Annotated in this window: 18 protein-coding genes and 1 pseudogene; 15 read left to right on the top strand and 4 right to left on the bottom strand. The window is 65.6% G+C overall.

Going from position 1 to position 18601, the window contains the following annotated elements:
* The first annotated feature begins 33 nt into the window (after positions 1–33).
* The 8 genes from mgtA (at position 34) to H1Q64_RS24340 (ending at position 7035) form a co-directional block, all read left to right on the top strand.
* Positions 34–2652 (top strand): magnesium-translocating P-type ATPase, encoded by a 2619-nt coding sequence (gene mgtA / locus H1Q64_RS24375; protein ID WP_237907109.1) that lies wholly within the window; start codon positions 34–36, stop codon positions 2650–2652.
* A gap of 7 nt (positions 2653–2659) precedes the next feature.
* On the top strand, positions 2660–3265 hold the full coding sequence (locus H1Q64_RS24370; RefSeq protein ID WP_237907108.1) for an ABC transporter transmembrane domain-containing protein: 606 nt from the start codon (positions 2660–2662) through the stop codon (positions 3263–3265).
* 62 nt (positions 3266–3327) lie between these two features.
* Entirely contained in the window at positions 3328–3738 is a 411-nt protein-coding gene (tnpA, locus tag H1Q64_RS24365) for an IS66-like element accessory protein TnpA (protein WP_237907107.1), read from the top strand.
* The gene (tnpB, locus tag H1Q64_RS24360) at positions 3735–4082 is read left to right on the top strand and encodes an IS66 family insertion sequence element accessory protein TnpB (RefSeq protein ID WP_237907106.1); all 348 of its coding nucleotides are present in this window, start codon (positions 3735–3737) and stop codon (positions 4080–4082) included. Before tnpA ends, tnpB begins: the two co-directional genes overlap by 4 nt.
* A gap of 79 nt (positions 4083–4161) precedes the next feature.
* Entirely contained in the window at positions 4162–5682 is a 1521-nt protein-coding gene (gene tnpC, locus H1Q64_RS24355; RefSeq protein WP_237907105.1) for an IS66 family transposase, read from the top strand.
* Positions 5683–5698: 16 nt separating this feature from the next.
* Entirely contained in the window at positions 5699–6160 is a 462-nt protein-coding gene (locus H1Q64_RS24350) for a hypothetical protein (RefSeq protein ID WP_237907104.1), read from the top strand.
* 204 nt (positions 6161–6364) lie between these two features.
* Positions 6365–6511 carry a universal stress protein gene (locus H1Q64_RS24345; protein WP_237907103.1) on the top strand — a complete coding sequence of 49 codons (147 nt, stop codon included), beginning with the start codon at positions 6365–6367 and terminating at the stop codon, positions 6509–6511.
* 368 nt (positions 6512–6879) lie between these two features.
* Positions 6880–7035 (top strand): hypothetical protein, encoded by a 156-nt coding sequence (locus tag H1Q64_RS24340; protein ID WP_237907102.1) that lies wholly within the window; start codon positions 6880–6882, stop codon positions 7033–7035.
* Positions 7036–7087: 52 nt separating this feature from the next.
* On the opposite strand, the gene H1Q64_RS24335 is transcribed toward H1Q64_RS24340, so the two are convergent.
* The gene (locus tag H1Q64_RS24335; RefSeq protein WP_237907101.1) at positions 7088–7366 is read right to left on the bottom strand and encodes a hypothetical protein; all 279 of its coding nucleotides are present in this window, start codon (positions 7364–7366) and stop codon (positions 7088–7090) included.
* Between the two features lie 624 nt (positions 7367–7990).
* Between H1Q64_RS24335 and H1Q64_RS24330 the strand changes: the two genes are divergently transcribed.
* The 3 genes from H1Q64_RS24330 to H1Q64_RS24320 all read left to right on the top strand — a co-directional run bounded on the left by H1Q64_RS24330 (position 7991) and on the right by H1Q64_RS24320 (position 11925).
* Positions 7991–8221 carry a hypothetical protein gene (locus H1Q64_RS24330; protein ID WP_237907100.1) on the top strand — a complete coding sequence of 77 codons (231 nt, stop codon included), beginning with the start codon at positions 7991–7993 and terminating at the stop codon, positions 8219–8221.
* Between the two features lie 120 nt (positions 8222–8341).
* Complete coding sequence (gene frc / locus H1Q64_RS24325) at positions 8342–9619, top strand: formyl-CoA transferase (RefSeq protein ID WP_237907099.1); 1278 nt, start codon at positions 8342–8344, stop codon at positions 9617–9619.
* Positions 9620–9768: 149 nt separating this feature from the next.
* A complete protein-coding gene (locus tag H1Q64_RS24320) occupies positions 9769–11925 on the top strand; it encodes an acetate--CoA ligase family protein (RefSeq protein WP_237907098.1) in 2157 nt (718 codons plus the stop codon).
* 200 nt (positions 11926–12125) lie between these two features.
* Here H1Q64_RS24320 and H1Q64_RS24315 read toward each other — a convergent pair.
* A pseudogene (locus tag H1Q64_RS24315) lies at positions 12126–12531 on the bottom strand (integrase core domain-containing protein); the annotation flags it as partial.
* On the opposite strand from H1Q64_RS24315, the gene H1Q64_RS24310 reads away from it, so the two are divergent.
* Positions 12527–12754 carry a transposase gene (locus tag H1Q64_RS24310; protein ID WP_237907097.1) on the top strand — a complete coding sequence of 76 codons (228 nt, stop codon included), beginning with the start codon at positions 12527–12529 and terminating at the stop codon, positions 12752–12754. The pseudogene H1Q64_RS24315 and the gene H1Q64_RS24310 overlap by 5 nt on opposite strands.
* 178 nt (positions 12755–12932) lie before the next feature.
* Here the strand turns inward: H1Q64_RS24310 and H1Q64_RS24305 are convergent, their stop codons facing one another.
* Positions 12933–14501, bottom strand: coding sequence for a winged helix-turn-helix domain-containing tetratricopeptide repeat protein (locus tag H1Q64_RS24305; RefSeq protein ID WP_237907096.1), 1569 nt, complete (start codon positions 14499–14501; stop codon positions 12933–12935).
* A 261-nt stretch (positions 14502–14762) separates the two neighbouring features.
* On the opposite strand from H1Q64_RS24305, the gene H1Q64_RS24300 reads away from it, so the two are divergent.
* The 3 genes from H1Q64_RS24300 (at position 14763) to hmpA (ending at position 17713) form a co-directional block, all read left to right on the top strand.
* Positions 14763–15515, top strand: a complete 753-nt coding sequence (locus tag H1Q64_RS24300; protein WP_237907095.1) for an SDR family oxidoreductase — start codon at positions 14763–14765, stop codon at positions 15513–15515.
* An 82-nt stretch (positions 15516–15597) separates the two neighbouring features.
* Positions 15598–16044, top strand: coding sequence for a carboxymuconolactone decarboxylase family protein (locus tag H1Q64_RS24290; protein WP_419468864.1), 447 nt, complete (start codon positions 15598–15600; stop codon positions 16042–16044).
* A 463-nt stretch (positions 16045–16507) separates the two neighbouring features.
* Entirely contained in the window at positions 16508–17713 is a 1206-nt protein-coding gene (gene hmpA, locus H1Q64_RS24280) for an NO-inducible flavohemoprotein (RefSeq protein ID WP_237907094.1), read from the top strand.
* On the opposite strand, the gene H1Q64_RS24275 is transcribed toward hmpA, so the two are convergent.
* The gene (locus H1Q64_RS24275) at positions 17671–18222 is read right to left on the bottom strand and encodes an Rrf2 family transcriptional regulator (protein ID WP_237907093.1); all 552 of its coding nucleotides are present in this window, start codon (positions 18220–18222) and stop codon (positions 17671–17673) included. The two genes, hmpA and H1Q64_RS24275, sit on opposite strands and share 43 nt — an antisense overlap.
* Positions 18223–18601: the final 379 nt, after the last annotated feature.

Raw genomic sequence — 18601 nt, 5'->3', positions numbered from 1 at the left:
CAGCGGGACGCAGCGTGCAAGGAGACGGGCGGCATGGAAATCGATCCCGACAGCGTCGCCCCGGCCAGCCAGCCGCTGGACTCCCTCCTCGCCGGGATCGGAAGCACGGCGGGCGGGCTGAGCGGCGCCGAAGCGGACGCGCGGTTGACCCGCTGCGGCTCCAATGATCTTTCGGCGGTGCGGCGGAGACCCTTGTGGCTCCAATTTCTCGACCGCCTGCACAACCCTCTTCTGATCATCCTGCTTCTGGCCAGCGGCTTCTCGGCCATGGCCGGCGACTTCTACAGCTTCGCCATCGTCGTGATCATCGTGTTCGTCAGCGTCGTTCTCGACTTCGTCCAGGAGGTCCGCGCCAACAACGCCATCGAGGACCTGCGCCGCTCGGTCGCGCTGCGGGCCAGAGTCCTCCGCGATGGCCAGGAACGCGAGTTGCCGGTCGAGCGGCTGGTGCCGGGCGACGTCGTGCAACTGGTCGCGGGCGACCTCGTGCCGGCGGATGCCCGGCTGATCGAGGCGCGCGACCTCTTCGTAAACCAGGCGCTGCTGACGGGCGAGCCCTATCCGACCGAAAAGCACGCGGCCAACCTGCCGCACGCCGCCGATCCCAGCGAGGCGACCAATATGCTGTTCATGGGCACGTCGGTCATCAGCGGCACGGGACGGGCGGTGATCCTGCGGACCGGACGCGCCACCCTGCTCGGCGCGATGGCGCACAGCCTGAGGGCGCCGCCGCCGCCCACCGATTTCGAGATCGGCGTGCGCCATTTCGGTCTGCTGATCCTGCGTGTGACCGTGTTCCTGGTGCTGTTCGTGCTGCTGGCGAACGTGCTGTTCCACAGGCCCTGGCTGGAATCGCTGATGTTCGCGGTCGCGCTGGCGGTCGGGCTGACGCCGGAATTGCTGCCGATGGTCTTGACGGTGACGCTGGCCCGCGGCGCCCTGCGTCTCGCCGAACGCAAGGTGATCGTCAAGCGGCTGACGGCGCTGCACAATCTGGGAGCCATGGATGTCCTGTGCACGGACAAGACCGGTACCCTGACCGAGGCGCGCATCCGTCTGGTCCGGCACATCGACGCTCAAGGAGAAGACAACGACGGGGTGTTCCGGCTGGCCTGGCTCAACAGCCGCTTCGAAAGCGGCATCCGCAGCCCGCTCGACGACGCCATCCTGGAGCATGGCCAGCCGGATGCCGTCGATTGGCTCAAGCTCGACGAGGTGCCCTTCGACTTCGAGCGTCGGCGCGTCTCCGTCCTTCTGGAGCGCGGCGGACAGCACCTGCTGATCGTCAAGGGTGCGCCGGAGGATGTCTTGCGCCTGTCCACCCAATACGAGCCGGGGCCTGGGCGGCCGAGCGCCTTCGACACCGAGGCCAGGGCGCGCGTCCAGCGCCTGTTCGAACAGTTGAGCGACGACGGGTTCCGGGTGCTCGGCATCGCCTCGCGCGTGGTCGGGCCGGACCAGCGGGAAGCGCGGGTCACGGACGAGACCGAACTGGTGTTCGCTGGCTTCGCCGCCTTCCTCGACCCGCCCAAGGCCGACGCGGCGGCGGCCGTGCACGCCTTGTCGAAGGCCGGGGTCGCCGTGAAGATCCTGACCGGTGACAACGACCGCGTGACCCGGCACGTCTGCCGCGATCTGGGCATTCCCGTGACCGGTCTGATCACCGGCGACGAGCTGCGCGCCATGAGCGAGGAGGCGCTCCGCTTGCGGCTCGCCAAAGTGAACGTGTTCTGCCGGCTGTCGCCGCCGCAGAAGCAGCGCGTGCTGCTGGCGCTGAAGCAACGCGGGCACGCGGTGGGCTTTCTCGGCGACGGCATCAACGACGCGGCGGCGCTGCACGCGGCCGATGTCGGCATCTCGGTCGACGGCGCCGCCGATGTGGCCAAGGACGCGGCGAGCCTGATCCTGCTGGAACACGACCTGTCGGTGATTCACGGCGGCGTGCTGGAAGGCCGCCGTACGGTCGAGAACGTCACCAAATACATCCTGATGGGAAGCAGTTCGAATTTCGGCAACATGCTGAGCATGGCGGGCGCCGCGTTGGTCCTGCCCTTCCTGCCGATGCTTCCGATCCAGGTGCTGCTGAACAACCTGCTCTACGACGCGTCGGAGATCGGCATCCCCTTCGACCGCGTCGATCCGGAAACCATCGTCCGCCCGGTCCGCTGGAACATGGATCTGATCCGCCGCTTCATGCTCATCCTGGGGCCGGTCAGTTCCCTGTTCGATTTCCTGACCTTCTACGCCCTGCTGACCATATTCGGTGCCGGGGAGGCGCTTTTCCAGACCGGCTGGTTCGTGGAATCCCTGGCGACCCAGGCGCTGATCATCTTCGTCATCCGGACGCGGCGGTCGCCGCTGGTCAGTCGGCCGCATCCACTTCTGGCGGCCTTGTCGGTGGGGATGGTCCTGCTTGCGGCACTCATCCCGCTGAGCCCGCTCGGCCCGCTGTTCGGCTTCGTAAGCCTGCCATTGGGTTACTTCATCTTCCTGGCGGGGACCGTCGCGGCCTACCTGATTTTGGCCGAGAGCATCAAGCGCTTGTTTTATCGCTGGTATGGACGACAGGCGCGACGAGGGGCGATGGCAGCGGGCCAGTTCCCGCACGGACCGTCCAGCCGGCGGTCCGAGCACCGAGCGCACGAAGCCTGACGATACGATGATTCACGCGGTGCAGCACGAAGCCGCGGTGCGGGGAGGCCGGCCCGAGCCGTTGCCGCCATCGATCGCCAGCTATGTGTGGCGCCACAGCGGGAAACACCAAGTCGGGCTGTCGGTCCTGTCCGCCATGGTCTTCCTTTTGAGCGTGTGGCCCCTTGAAATCCAGAGGCGCATCATCAACGATGCCATTTCGTCCGGATCGCTTTCGGCGATCGTGGGGCTGTCCGTCGTCTATCTCGGCATCGCCATTCTTGAAGGCGTGCTCAAGTTCATCCTGAACCTCTACCGTGGCTGGGTCAGCGAAACGGCGGTGAGGCACCTGCGCATGACAATTCTCGGCTTGTGCGGCCATGCCTCACAGTCGAGCGCTTCGCATGAACAAGGCGGTGTGGCGATCGCACTGGTCCTGTCGGGGGCGGACCCGGTCGGGAGTTTCGTCGGCATCAGCCTGTCGGAACCCCTGTTGCAAAGTGGGATCCTGGTCGGCGTGCTCGGCTACATGGCTTATCTGCGGCCGGAGTTCGCGTTGGCGAGCACGCTGCTGTTCCTGCCGCAGATGATCTTTGTTCGTACGCCTCCGGTGAGCGCCGCCTTGGCAAAGTAGGGTCTGGCGTCTGAGTTTTGCGTGGCGCGTCATCGCGCGGACGCAAACGAGTTGCAAACGTCATGGCTTATCAACGGGTCGAGGTTCTGACGGGGACGGAACGGCGGCGGAATTACACGCCGGCGGAGAAGATGCGGATGGTCGAGGAGGCGTTCCGCCCCGGTGTGGTGGTGACGGAAGCGGCCCGCCGGCTGGGCGTGCACGAAAGCCTGCTTTACCGTTGGCGAGGGCTGATGCAGTCCAGCGGGACCGCCGTGGCCGAACCGTCCAGTTTCGTCGCGGTGACCATCACGCCGGAGCCGACTGAAACCGAACCGACGGCCGGGGAGCCCCCTGGACCGTTGCCGCCACCGGCAAGGCCTGCGATAAGCCCGGCGGTTCTCGAGGTCATCCTGCCCAGCGGGGCACGCCTGCGTCTGGAAGGGCCAGTCGATCCGGCCCTGGCGGCGGCCGTTGTCGGTGCCCTGGCATGATCCCGGTGCCGAGTGGCGTGCGGGTGTGGCTGGCCAGCGGGCACACCGACATGCGCAAGGGCTGGGCGAGTTTGGCGCTGCTGGTGCAGGAACGCTTCGCCCAGGACCCGCACAGCGGCCATCTCTTCCTCTTCCGCGGGCGCCGCGGCGATCTGGTCAAGATCATCTGGCATGACGGCCAGGGCAGTTGCCTGTTCATGAAGAGGCTGGAGAGGGGGCGGTTCATCTGGCCGACGCCGGTGGACGGCGCGGTGTCGATCTCGGTCGGGCAGATGGGCTATCTGCTCGAAGGCATCGACTGGCGCAACCCGCAGAAGACTTGGCGCCCTGAGGCCGCGGGGTGACTGCGACACGGTGAATCGACGGGCCGGTTCAGGGGGGATTGCGGCGGCTCGACGGGGCGATCCCAGGTAAACTGGTGTCATGACCGCCAACCTGCCCGACAACATCGCCCTCCTGCGCGCCGCGTTGGCGCAGGCCGAGGCGCGGGCGGACGCGGCAGAAGCCGAAGCGGCCCGGGCCAGGGCGGTGGCGTCGAACACCGAGGCGCTGATCGCCAGCCTGAAGCTGGAGATCGAGAAGCTCCGGCGTGAGCTCTACGGCACACGCTCCGAGCGCAAGGCACGCCTGCTGGATCAGTTGGAGTTCCAGCTCGAAGAGTTGGAAGCGACGGCCAGCGAGGACGAGTTGGCGGCGGAGCAGGCCGCCGCCAAGACCACCGCGGTGGCGGCCTTCGCCCGCAAACGGCCATCGCGCCAGCCCTTTCCCGACCACCTGCCGCGCGAGCGCGTCGTTGTGCCGGCCCCGGCGAGTTGCCCGTGTTGCGGCTCGGACAAGCTGTGCAAGCTGGGCGAGACGATCAGCCAGCCGCCGGCACCCTTCCATGCCACCCCGCGCGGCTGGGCGGGACCGAACCTGCTGGCCACCATCCTGTTCGAGAAGTTCGGCCAGCATCAGCCGCTGAACCGGCAGGCCGAGCGCTTCGCGCGGGAGGGCGTGCCGCTCAGCCTGTCCACCCTGGCCGACCAGGTGGGCACCGCCGCCGCGGTGCTGGAGCCGCTGCACGACCTGATCGCGGCGCATGTGATGGCGGCCGGGAGGCTGCATGGCGATGACACGCCGGTGCCCGTGCTGGCCAAGGGCAAGACCGACACCGGGCGGCTGTGGGTGTATGTGCGCGACGACCGGCCGTTCGCCGGCCAAGCCCCACCGGCGGTGCTGTTCCACTATTCGCGCGACCGCAAGGGCGAACACCGCGAACGGCACTTGGCCGGCTTCACGGGCTGGCTGCAGGCCGATGCGTTCGCCGGCTACAACCGGCTGTACGAACCCGGCCGCCGGCCGGGGCCGATCGGCGACGTGCTGTGCTGGGCGCATGCCCGGCGCGGCTTCTTCAAGTTGGCAGACATCGCCGCGAACACCAAGCGCGGCAAGGACGCCCCGCCGATCTCACCACTGGCGCTGGAGGCCGTGAGGCGCATCGACGCCCTCTTCGATCTCGAGCGCGCCTTGAGCGGCAAGCCGGCGGCCGAGCGGTTGGCGGCACGCCAGGAGCACGGCGTCGCCCTGGTAGCCGCGCTGGAGAACTGGTTGCGGACGGAGCGGGTCCGGCTCTCCCGCCATGCCCCCGTGGCCAAGGCGATGGACTACATGCTGACCCGCTGGGACGGCTTCACCCGCTTCCTCGGCGATGACCGGCTGTGTCTCACGAACAACGCCGCCGAACGCGGCCTGCGCGGGATCGCTTTGGGCCGGAAAGCGTGGCTGTTCTGCGGCTCCGATCGCGGCGGACAGCGGGCGGCGATCATGTATGGCCTGCTCACCACCGCAAAGCTCAACGATGTCGATCCCCAGGCGTGGCTCGCCGACGTGTTGGCCCGCATCGCCGACATGCCGCAGAACCGCCTGCCCGAACTGCTGCCCTGGAATTGGAAGCCAGCCTGACCGCGGCACTCACCGGATGCTTACCTTTGTTCCGCTGATCCAGCGGGCGATCAACCGCCGGGCCGCCACGCGCATCCGAACGTTGCGCCGCATCACCAGCGGCATGGCCGCTGGAGGGGCTGCTGGGAGTGACAGTTCCGAGGACCGGGCGCAAACCGCTCGGGTTGACGCCGTCTTCACCTTGAACATGGGCATTTACACGCTGAAGTTCGGGATGAATTTTCTGATGAATTTGATGAACCACCTTGGCGTCGCGGCAGTCCTCGGCATCGGCGGCTGGTATGTGGTCCGAGGGATCATCGACGCAGGAGCGGTCGTCGCCTTCATCTCCGGCCTCGCCAGAATCGTTGATCCGTGGGGTGACCTCATCAATTGGTATCGTGAGGCGACGGTGAGCGGGGTGAAGTACCGCCTGATCGAAATCGCAGTTCGGCCGATCGCCGTCGGTGCCGACTTGACGGGGCGGCCGTTTCAATAGGAGCGTCACCCCTCTTCGGAGAAGGCGTGGCCAAGTCTGCCGAACAACGATGGTTGAAGCGATCATTGGGTCATGGCAGGGTTTGCGAGGCCTGACGCCAAAGGCGGAAAGGAACGCCCTTAGCGGGGATAAGACAGCACAGCGACGAGTGGGCAGGATCTTCGAGTCTTTGTCTTTATTTGCATGAAGCGCTCGGGAGGCCCCATGATCAAGAACATCCTCATTCCGGTCGGCGGTCTTCCCACCGATGCGGCGCTTCTGGAAGAGGCCTTCGCACTGGCGCGCCTTTTCGCGGCCCATATCGAGGTTCTGCATATTCGGGGCGATCCGCGCAATGGAACACCTCGATAAACCGGCCTTGGACGAGGGTCGAGGCCGATGGAAGGGCCGCACCGGTGGGGAAGCGGTATTCTTTGGGGGCTGAACTCCGGATTCTGGCTGAAAAGGCGGAAACATGCGGCGGCTTTGGCGCTGCCGATCTTCACCGTCGCATGACTGAGGCCGATGGAGCGGATGAACAGCGCCATGCGCGCCTTCTGTTCGGCGCGATCACCTGATGGCGCTGATACCGCGGTCCCGCGTGCCCACTATCCGATGTGCGGCCGAATCCGATGAAGTCCAGCTGCTTTTGACGACGATCAAGGCTGCCCGTTCTCCACGCTCGCAGCATTCATATCGCGCCCGAACCACCAACTGATCCGACGGAAGCGACAGTGCCAATGAATGAAGCCCAAATCGGACTGCTGATCGTCTCGCCGCTGCTGATCGGCACGGTTGTTCTGCTGCATCGCCAGGGCGTCATGACGCGAAGCGGCGCCGCGCTCGCCGCGTTGGCTTCAGTATGCACGGTAGCGTGGCTATTCTTTACTCAATAATCTGTGTCCGCTTTCGGGGTGGCAGCGTCCGGAGGGATGGTGGTTGCCCTCGTCAGAACGCAAACACCGCCGCTCGTGGTTGTGATCCGTTGTGAGAGGTGGTCAAAGTGGCGATGGAAGCGGCAATCTTCACACCATCCTGGACAGACGGCTCAATGGGATTTGCGTAGTCCTCTGCCTTGTCGCAGATCATGCGCAAGCCGATGAGCGGTAAGCCGCGTATGAATGCCTCACGGGTGACCACATTGTTGAAGATGGTCAGGCCGGTAATGACCGGTCGTTGCCGAAGCGGGTCGGGGTAGCGCGCGTCGTGGATCGTGCAGATTGCCATCGGCAAGCACGATGAGATGCGTCGCTCCAGGAGGACATTGCTGGACTTGCCGAGCGACGCTGCTGGTCACGGCACCGTCTTCTGCTCTTAAAGTCGCACGCCAGCCCGACGGCAGACGCAAACGAAGTTGTGCCGTCACGTCCGGTCCACCTCCCGCATAGACGGAGTTGTCGAAGATCGAATCGCCCAGCAGGACGATATGCGGCATCGATGCGGATGAAACCATGCAGGTTCTCCCTCAGTGCCATTGCCACAACAGCGAACAACGGTCTTCCTTCTCATTCCAAAGCGGAGTTCTCTCCATCTTCCTGCGTCCCCTGGTCGCCTAGCCCACGCTGGCGCGGAAGGCGCTTCCCGTTGCGAGAGGGTGCTTGAGTGCGGCTCGAGCCCAAATGCACATCAACGCCGAAACAGGGGCTTCGGGAGACAGGGCGCGCCTCAGGCCCGATCGGGCCGATTCACTGCCCCAAATTTCTTCTTGACCTCAAGCGGGCTTGAGGTTTTAGCCTGATCGCATTGGATCTGGCATGCCAGAGCCGATTGCAATACGGACTGCGAAAGGCAGCGATCCCCAGCGCACCAAGGGAGGCGTGTGTGATCTCTCCGACATCCGTCAATTGGACCATGCTCAACACGCTGCGTGCCATGCCGGGTCCCGAGGCCACGACACCTCCGGTCTCGCTGCTGGCCATCACGAAGGCGGCAAGCTTGAAGCCGGCCGCCGTGAGGCCGGCGCTCTGCGAATTGGTCAGGCAAGGTTTTGTCCAGGAATACGCAACACAGTGCGGCAAACAATATGCAAGAACGAAAAAAGGTAATCAGCGAATATTGGAAATAAAGGGCTGGCTTCGGTAGCCGTTCAGAGGCATGCGGGAATCAGCGGCCCGCACCCTCCACTCCTGCTCGCTGCAATGACGAACGGTTTGGTCACGCCGCCGGGCTCCGTGTGCCTGCGGCTCAACAGGGAGAGACGGCATGGGCAAGGCACTCGAAGGCGTGCGGGTTCTGGACTTTACCCACGTTCAGTCGGGTCCGACCTGCACGCAGCTTCTGGCGTGGTTCGGCGCCGACGTCATCAAGGTCGAGCGTCCGGGCGAGGGCGACATCACGCGCGGCCAGCTGCGTGACGTGCCCGAGGCCGACAGCCTCTACTTCACCATGCTGAACCACAACAAGCGGTCCATCACGCTGGACACCAAGAACCCGGACGGCAAGCGCGTCCTGGAGGATCTGGTGCGCATCTGCGACGTGATGGTCGAGAATTTCGCCCCCGGCGTGCTCGACCGCATGGGCCTGACCTGGGAGCGCATCCAGGAGCTGAACCCCCGCATCATCGTCGCCTCGGTCAAGGGCTTCGGCCCCGGTCCCTACGAGGACTGCAAGGTCTACGAGAACGTCGCGCAGTGCGCCGGTGGCTCGGCCTCGACGACCGGCTTCGACGACGGCCCGCCGATGGTCACCGGCGCCCAGATCGGCGACAGCGGCACCGGCCTGCATCTGGCGCTGGGCATCGTGACGGCGCTCTACCAGCGCACCCAGACCGGGCGCGGCCAGAAGGTGCTGGCGGCCATGCAGGACGCCGTGCTGAACCTCTGCCGCGTCAAGCTGCGCGACCAGCAGCGGCTGGAGCGTGGCCCGCTGAAAGAGTACCCGCAGTACCCCAACGGCGCGTTCGGCGACACCGTGCCGCGCGCCGGCAACGCCTCGGGCGGTGGCCAGCCGGGTTGGATCCTGAAGTGCAAGGGCTGGGAGACCGACCCCAACGCCTACATCTACTTCATCACCCAGGCGCCGGTCTGGGCGAAGATCTGCGACGTCATCGGCAAGCCGGAGTGGGTCACCGATCCGGACTACGCGACGCCCGCCGCGCGCCTGCCGCGCCTGAAGGACATCTTCGCGACCGTCGAAGAGTGGACCATGACCAAGACGAAGTTCGAGGTCATGGAGATCCTGAACAAGTACGACATCCCCTGCGGCCCCATCCTGTCGATGAAGGAGCTGGCGGAGGATCAGTCGCTGCGCGAGACCGGCACCATCGTCGAGGTGGACCACCCGACGCGCGGCAAGTACCTGACGGTCGGCAACCCGATCAAGCTGTCGGACAGCCCGACCGAGGTCACGCGGTCGCCGCTGCTGGGCGAACACACCGACGAGATCCTGCGCGAGGTGCTCGGCTTCGACGAACGCCGCATTTCCGAGGTCCGAGACAGCGGCGCACTCGGTGCCGCGCGCAGGCCGCTGACCACTGAGTAGGACAGGCGGCGGTCCTCCCCGGAAAGGGCAAACGCGATGGCCCGTCAGCGCATCACCGGCGACGCGTTGCAGGAGGCTGCCGCCCCCGAAAATCCATCCGAGCTCACCTCCAAAACGTGAGCCGACCAGTTTGCAAAGGAGGAAAGGCCATGGCCGCAGTCATCGATCCGCTCCACACCGAGCGCCCAACGGATGTCGTCCGCCGCCTTCTCGACACCGCCAAGGCCGAGGGCCGCAACGCGCTGACCGCGCCGGAAGCCAAGCAACTCTGCGATGTGTACGGCATTCCAGTGCCGAAGGAGGGCTTGGCGACGAGCGCCGACGAAGCCGTCACCCTCGCCGAGGGCATGGGTTTCCCGGTGGTCATGAAAATCGTGTCGCCGCAGATCCTGCACAAGACGGAAGCCGGCGGCGTTCTGGTTGATCTCCGGAACGCCGATGCCGTCCGCCAAGGCTTCAGGACCATCATGGCGAACGCCAGCGCCTATGACCCCGGGGCGGAGTTGATCGGTGTGCAGGTCCAGCAGATGCTGCAAGGAGGCGTGGAGGTGATCGTCGGTTCCATCACCGACCCGAGTTTCGGCAAGCTGGTGGCCTTCGGCCTCGGTGGCGTGCTGGTCGAGGTGCTGAAGGACATCACCTTCCGCCTCGCTCCGGTCAGCCGCGAGGAAGCCCTGTCGATGCTTGACGGCATCCAGGCCGCGGAGATGCTGAAGGGCGTGCGCGGCGGCAAGGCGGTCGACCACGAGGCGCTTGCCGATGTGATCGTCAACGTCTCGCGCCTCGTCGACGAGGTGCCGGAGATCGTCGAACTCGACCTCAACCCGGTCTTCGCGCGCGAGAACGGAGCCACCGCCGCTGACGTGCGCGTGGTCCTGGACTTCGCGGTCAGGACGCCGCGCTACCGCCCATCGCAGGAACAGATCGTCCGGCAGATGAACCGGATCATGAAGCCCGAGGCGGTGGCCGTCATCGGCGCCTCGGCCGAGGATGGGAAGATCGGCAACTCGGTGATGAAGAACCTCATCAACGGTGGCTACAAGGGCCGGATCTATCCGATCCATCCGAAGGCCAACGACATCCTCGGCTACAGGGCCTACAAGAGCGTCAAGGACGTGCCGGGCGACATCGACGTGGCGGTGTTCGCCATTCCGGCCAAGTTCGTCGCCCAGGCCTTGGGCGAGGTCGGCGAGAAGAAGATCCCCGGCGCCGTGCTGATTCCTTCGGGCTTCGCCGAAACCGGCAACGTCGAAGGGCAGGAGGAGATCGTCGCCATCGCGCGCAAGCACGACGTGCGCTTGATGGGGCCGAACATCTACGGTTTCTACTACACGCCGGCAAACCTGTGTGCCACCTTCTGCACGCCCTACGACGTGAAGGGCAAGGCGGCGCTGTCGTCGCAATCCGGCGGTATTGGCATGGCGATCATCGGCTTCAGCCGCTCCGCCAAGATGGGCGTTTCGGCGATCGTCGGACTCGGCAACAAGTCGGACATCGATGAGGACGACCTGCTGTACTTCTTCGAACAGGACGACAACACCCAGGTCGTCGCCATGCACTGCGAGGATCTGAAGGACGGCCGTGCCTTCGCGGAGGCCGCCAAGCAGGTTTCGAAGAAGAAGCCGGTGGTCGTGCTGAAGGCCGGGCGCACGGCGCTTGGCGCGCGGGCGGCCAGTTCCCACACCGGCGCGCTCGCCGGCAACGACAGGATTTACGAAGACGTGCTGCGGCAGTCGGGCGTGGTCCGGGCGCGCAGTCTGCAGGACCTGCTGCAATTCGCCCGTGGAATCCCGGTGCTGCCGACGCCGAAGGGCGAGAACGTCGTGATCATCACCGGTGCCGGCGGATCGGGTGTGCTGTTGTCGGACGCCTGCGTGGACAACGGCCTGTCGTTGATGGCGATGCCGCCGGACCTCGACGCCGCCTTCCGCAAATTCATTCCGCCTTTCGGCGCCGCCGGCAATCCTGTGGACATCACGGGTGGCGAACCGCCGTCGACCTATAAGAACACCATCAGGCTTGGCCTGGAGGATGACCGCATCCACGCGTTGATCCTGGGCTACTGGCACACGATCATCACGCCGCCAATGGTGTTCGCCAAGCTCGTTATCGAGGTGAAGGAGGAGATGAAGGCGAAGGGCATCGAGAAGCCCATCGTCGCTTCGCTGGCCGGCGACGTCCAGGTGGAGGAGGCCGCAAGCCACCTGTATGACCACGGTGTCGTGGCTTACCCCTACACGACCGAGACGCCGGTTGCGGTGCTGGGCGCCAAGTACAAGTGGGCTCGCGCGGCCGGGCTGGTTTAGTAGCGTTTGGATCCCGGAATGGGCAATGACCCGCGTTCTGCTTGGCAGGGCGAGTGTGTTCATAGCGTAGATGCGAAAAACGGGGAGCTGGCGATGAGCAGGGAGCATCGCCAGCACAAAGGGCTGAACAACCGGTTCTGTTGCAGGTTTTGGCTCCCGCCTGAACTGCACCGGGTTTCCCGGAGGCCATTTGCCTTGAGTCACGCTGCCATGGCGACGTTCTCGGTTTGAGCATAGTAGCGCGCCTCGGCCTCGGCGGGAGGGATATTGCCGATGGGTTCGAGCAAGCGCCGGTGATTGAACCAGTCCACCCATTCCAGGGTGGCGAACTCGACGGCCTCCAGCGTGCGCCATGGTCCGCGGCGCCGGATCACCTCGGCTTTGTAGAGGCCGTTGATCGTCTCGGCCAAGGCGTTGTCGTAGGAGTCGCCGACGCTGCCCACGGAGGGCTCGACTCCAGCTTCGTTGAGACGCACCGTGTACCGAATGGCGACGTATTGCGACCCGCGGTCGCTGTGGTGATTGAGGCCACTGCCCTTGACTGGTCGGCGCTCGTGAGGCGCCTGCTCCAGGGCATACCAGGACGAAGCCGGCGTGAGCGGTGCGGCAATGCGAGTACCTGAACAACATCGTTGAACAGGACCATCGGCGCATCAGGCCGCCGGTCCGGCCGGGGCTCGGGTCCAAGAGCTTCCACGGTGCGCGTCGGACGACCGCCGGTTACGAGATCATAGCCACGGTCCGCAAGGGCCAGGTCCGGGCTGTTTCGGTCAACGACATGCCAGCCCAGGCATCTTTCATCGTCAGCCTGTTCGGTCCTGCCGCCTGACGATACAGGCGCCGCAAGCCCTCCGCGCCTGTCACCAAACTTTGCAACAGAACCTTCAGCGCTCCTCTCAGCGCCCTTGTGCGCCAGCGTCAGGGCGGGCGAGCACACCCATTTCTGCCACAGCTTGAGTCAGTGTCTGAGGCGAAACGGCACCTGCTGAGTCGGACATGGCCTGAGCTCACTCGGGCAACCCAGCCAGTCCCAGTCCCTCCGCAAACCGTGTGAGATCCTCGGGACGGTGGATCGGCAGCCACTCCCTGAGAGTGGAGACGCGCAAGGACGGGTCGAGCGCGCGCAATTGCTGCATCGTCTGCCGCGCGTCCTCCGTCCGCCCGGCGAGCGCGTGACTCGCCGCCGTCAGGGCGATGGCGACCAGGAGGCTGGGCAGGTTCCCCAACGCCTTGTCCGCCCAGGCCACGGCGCAATCGTAGCGCCCGGCGAAGAAATGCGCGAGTGCCGTCCCCGCCTGCATCCGGAACATCTCCGGGTCCAGCGGGCTCAGGCGGGCGGCATGGGCGAAATGCTCGCTCGCGCTTTCCGTTTCACCGCGGAAGGCGCGCAGGTAGCCACCGAGGAACCAGGCGGGGGCGAAATTGGGGTTGAGCAGCACGGCCCGGTCGATGAGCGCGATGCCGCCATCGAGATCGCCGGCGAAGTGACCAAGCGCGTGCCCGGCTCTCGTCAGCGCGACCGCGTCGTCGCGGCCGAACTCCACCGCCAGCCGCGCCAGCCGCACCCCTTCGGCGATTTCCAGGGGGCGGTCGGTCATCCAACCGTTCACCTTGCGCCAGAGATGGCACCAAGCCGCCCCGCCATAGGCCGATGCGAATTCCGGGTCTAGTCCCGTCGCCTTGTGGAACAGGGGCAGCGCCGCGTCGATCGCCTCGCGGGTTCCGCTGTGCAGTTTCGCCATGCCGCGGAGATAGTAATCGTAGGCGTCCAGGCTTTCCGTCGGCTTGCGCTTGGCGCGCTCGATCTCCGCCCGCTCGAGCTGCGGCGCGATCGCGCCGACGACGCTTTCGGCGATCCGGTCCTGCAGCTCGAAAAGGTCATCGAGCATGCCTTCGAAGCGCTCCGCCCAGAGATGCGTCCCGCTCGTCGCGTCGATGAGCTGCCCGGTGATGCGCACCCTGTTCCCGGCCTTGCGGACGCTGCCTTCGAGCACGTAACGGACGCCCAGCTCGCGGCCGACGTCCGTTACATCCACCGCCCGGCCCTTGTAGGCAAAGCTCGAGTTGCGCGCGATGACGAACAGCCAGCGGATGCGCGACAGGGCGGCGATGATGTCCTCCACCACGCCGTCGGCGAAGTAGTCCTGCTCCGGGTCGCCGCTCAGATTCTGGAATGGCAGCACGGTGATCGAGGGCTTGCCCGGCAGGACCGGCCCGGACGGGGTCTCCCCGATCGCGCCGACCTCGGCCGCCCCGACTTCAATCGCACCGACTTCGATCGCGCCGACGAAGCGGAATCCCTTGCGGGGGACCGTGCGGACCAGGCGCTGTGCCCCACCGCTGTCGCCGATGGCCTTGCGAACTGCGTTGATGTGGCTGGTGATGGTCGATTCGGAGACGGTCCGTCCGTTCCACACCGCCTCCAGCAGATCGTCCTTGCTGACGACCCGGTCGCGGTTGCGGACGAGATGCAGCAGCAGGTCGAAGACCTGCGGGCCGACGCCCACGACCTGTCCGCGCAGGGTCAGTTCCCGGCGCTCCTGATCGAGCACACACTCTCCGAAACGGAACTGCAAGGCCTGCACCTCCCTGGACCGAGCGTCCTCGTCTCCCTGTCCGGGGCGACGGGCGAACGATGTGTGCCCTTGATAGCACGGCGGCGCGTTGCCGGCTGCACCGTTCGCGTCAAGGCACGCCGCGCCGTATGGCTTCCTTGGACGGAAATCCAAGCCTCCTTGAAGGGCAATTCAAGCCCGCCGCAAGGACTTCCCCGGCGCGCGCGGGCACTCTCCCTTCCATCGACGGCGCTGGTTTCCGTCTAGAAGCGGGGAGCCCCCATGAAGATCGTCGTCATCGGAGGCACCGGCCTCATCGGATCGAAGCTGGTGCAGACTCTCCGCGAGCGCGGCCACGATGCGCTCGCAGCCTCCCCAAAAACGGGCGTGAACACCATCACCCGTGAGGGCTTGGCCCAGGCGATCGACGGAGCCGCTGTCGTCGTCGACGTGGCGAACGCGCCGGTCTGGGAGGACAAGGCCGTCCTCGACTTCTTCGAGACCTCGGGCCGCAACCTGCTCGCCGCCGAAGCGGCCGCCGGTGTCCGCCACCATGTCGCCCTTTCGATCGTCGGCAGTGAACGGCTTCCCGACAACGGATACTTCCGGGCGAAGGTCGCCCAGGAAGGCCTCATCAAGGCGTCCGGCATTCCCCACACCATCCTGCGCGCCACGCAGTTCTTCGAATTCGTCGGCGGGATCGCGCAGTCGGCCACCGTCGGCGGGGAAATTCGCCTGTCGCCAGCGCTGATCCAACCGATCGCCTCCGATGACGTGGTGGCGGCCCTTGCCGATGTCGCGCTCGCGTCGCCGGTCAACGGCACGCTCGAAGTCGCCGGTCCGGAGGCGATCCCACTCGACGAGCTGGTCCGGCGCTTCCTACAGGCGACGAAGGACACGCGCAAGGTCGTGCCGGACATCCACGCGCGCTACTTCGGCGACGTACTCAACGATCAATCGCTGACCCCCGGCCAGAACCCCCGTCTCGGTGCCATCCGGTTCGAGGACTGGCTCGGCCGGCAAATCGCGCGCTGAGGGGCTTCGAAAACACCCGGCGGCGGCCATGGGCCGGCGAAGCGGGAACCGCAATCAGTTGATGTCAGGAAAGGCAAAGAACATGTCACGCTTGGCTTGGTACGAGGTTGCGCCCGACGGTGCGAAGGCTCTGTTCGGCGTCCATCATTACGTCACGAAGCGCACCAACCTGCCCGAGGAACTCATCCACCTCGTGTTCCTCAGGGTCTCGCAAATCAACGGCTGCGCTCACTGCATCGATCTGCACAGCCGCGACCTTCGGAAGACCATGTCGATCGACAAGGTCACGCTGGTGCCGGTGTGGGAGGAGGTCCCGCACCTGTTCTCCGACACGGAGCGCTCAGCCCTGGCCTGGGCCGAGGAGGTGACCCGCGTCAGCGAAACCCACGCTTCCGACGCCGCCTATGCGGCGGCAGCGGCGGCGTTCGAGCCGAAGGATCTGGTCGATCTCACCATCGCCATCGCTGCGATGAACGCCTTCAACCGGCTGGGTGCCCCTTTCCGTCTCCCGGTGGCCGCCAAAGCCTGAGCCGATGCGGATGGGAGCGGTGGCGACCGGCGGCGAGGCCGCCGGTGTCGCACCATGTCGTCCTGTCCATCGTCAACACCGACCGGATGCCCGACAACGGCTATTTCCGGGCAAAGGTTGAGTAGGAACGGCTGGTCGCAGCCTCCGGCGTTCCCCACACCGTCGTTCGCGCCACCCGGTTCCTAAAATTCTTCGTCGTCGCCGCCGCCACCCACACGGCCGGCGACACGGTGCGGCTGGCTGGATCCGGGGAGGCTGCAGGTGATGCTGACGGAGGCGCCACGTCAGTGGAGCCGGCTTTCCTCAAGCGAGCAGAATTCCGACGATAAACATATATTTCTATTGCATCTTAAGCGGCGCCAATACATTCATTTAAAATGAATGTTTGATCTGGCAGGAACCTCCTCGCCGCCACAATCCAAGCGGGGCAATTGCTCCCGCCAACCCCGGAGCCCATTCGCCAATGCCTCTCACTCAGCAGACCGTCGCGATCGTCAAGGCCACCGTTCCCACTCTCGCCGAGCATGGAACCATCGTCACGCGGACGATGTATCAAATCCTGTTTCGCGACCCCGAGGTTGCCGCGCTGTTCAACCAGTCGCATCAAGGCGAGGAGGGCGCACAAACCAAGGCGCTCGCCAATGCCATCCTCGCCTATGCCCGCAACATAGACAATCTCGGCACCTTGACGCCCATGGTCGAGCGCATCGCGCAAAAGCACGTCGGGCTGCAGATCCTTCCGGAGCATTATCCTCATGTCGCAGCCGCCCTCCTCGGAGCGATCCGCGAGGTGCTGGGCACCGCCGCGACGGAGGAGGTGCTGGATGCGTGGGGAGAGGCGTATTGGCATCTGGCCCGCATCCTGATGGGAAGGGAGGGGCGCATCTACGACGCCCTCGCCAATGAGAGCGGAGGGTGGAGCGGCTGGCGGGACTTCGTCGTTACGCGGCGGGTCAGGGAAAGCGGGACAATCACCTCCTTCCATCTGTCGCCGAGCGACGGCGGCCCTGTGATCCGACATCGGCCTGGGCAGTACCTGACGTTCCTGCTTCCCCTGCCGGGACGTGCGCCGCTGCGCCGGAACTACAGCATCTCCGCCGGTCCCGACACCCTCGGCTATCGCATCTCCGTGAAGCGGGAGCCCCACGGCGCCGGTTCCAATTGGCTGCACGACCATGCCCAGGAAGGGACCGCGCTGAAGGTATCCCCGCCCGCCGGCGACTTCTTCCTGCCCGAACAGCCGGAACGGCCGGTCGTTCTGCTGAGCGGCGGCGTCGGGCTGACGCCCATGGTGAGCATGCTCGAGGCGATCGCCGCCGCTCCGACCACGGTGGAAGCGCATTACGTCCATGGCACCCTGAACAGTGCCACCCACGCCATGGACGAGCACATCCGCAGGCTGGCCGCGTCGCGGCCCGGCATCAGGGTGTCAACCTTCTACAGCGACCCGCTGCCCGGGGATCGGTCGGGCGTTTCCCATGACACGGCCGGCTTCATCACGGTCGAGTGGCTGCGGGCGAACACGCCGTTCCACAACGCCGACTTTTATCTGTGCGGCCCGAAGCCGTTCTTGAAGGCCTTCGTCGGAGGTCTCGCCCTCGCTGGCGTGCCGCGCGCTCAGGTGCATTACGAGTTCTTCGGCCCCGCGGAGGATCTTGAGGCCGCTTGAGCTGCCTGTCCCGGTCGCGAGCCCGGCTCCGCCTCCCCCCGTTCAGCCGCGGAATGGGGGAGGGGTGGCTGCGGCAGGCCGAGCAGGGACGCCATGCTGCGGCGATGGCGGACAATGTCGGCCAGCGTGTAGTCGTCAAGGACGGCCAGGAACGCCTGCAATGCCTCGTGCAGGGCGGTGCGCAGGTTGCAAGCCGGACTCAGCCGGCAGACGGAGGTGTCCTTCAGCGCGCCCATGCAGTCGACGATGGCCATGTCCTCCTCGGTGTAGCGGACGACGTCGCCGATCCGGATCTGCTCGGCCGGACGGCCCAGGCGCAGCCCGCCGTTCCGGCCCCTCACGGTTTCGACGTAGCCGCCCCGTCCGAGGTCATGCACGACCTTCATCAGGTGGTTTTTTGAAATGCCGTACACCTGTGCGATGTCGCTGATGGTCGGCAGACCCTCCTGGCGCACGGCCAGGTACATGAGCACGCGCAGCGCATAATCCGTATAGCTCGACAAGCGCATCGCCAACCAAACCTGCATAGGGATTGCATCAATATAGCCATGCGGCCTGGAGCTTGCAATCAACCGATCCGATCTGTCCGGATAGGAAGGAACCCAGCTCCGTCAGGGGGGCTTCAGCGGTCGCAGCCACGCGGGTTGCGGCATTCTGTCTCTGAAAAATATTCATTTTCTTTGAATCTTAAAGCGCGAAACATCATCCCATCCCGATCAATACCCTTCAGCCGGCCTGCTCCGGAGCCGACCCTGAGCCCATAGTCACTCAGGAGAATGTATCATGACTTTGCACTGCCTGACCCTGCACGCCGGCCTCGGGGGTTCCGTCAGCTTTCGCCCCGGCTTGATCAGTGCGGCGGTGCTGCCATAGGGAATCCCCTCCCTC

This window comes from Azospirillum brasilense (genome assembly GCF_022023855.1).
Taxonomy (GTDB): domain Bacteria; phylum Pseudomonadota; class Alphaproteobacteria; order Azospirillales; family Azospirillaceae; genus Azospirillum; species Azospirillum brasilense_F.
The sequence above is the reverse complement of the archived record's forward strand: the minus strand, read 5'-3'. Positions and strand labels throughout refer to the sequence as shown.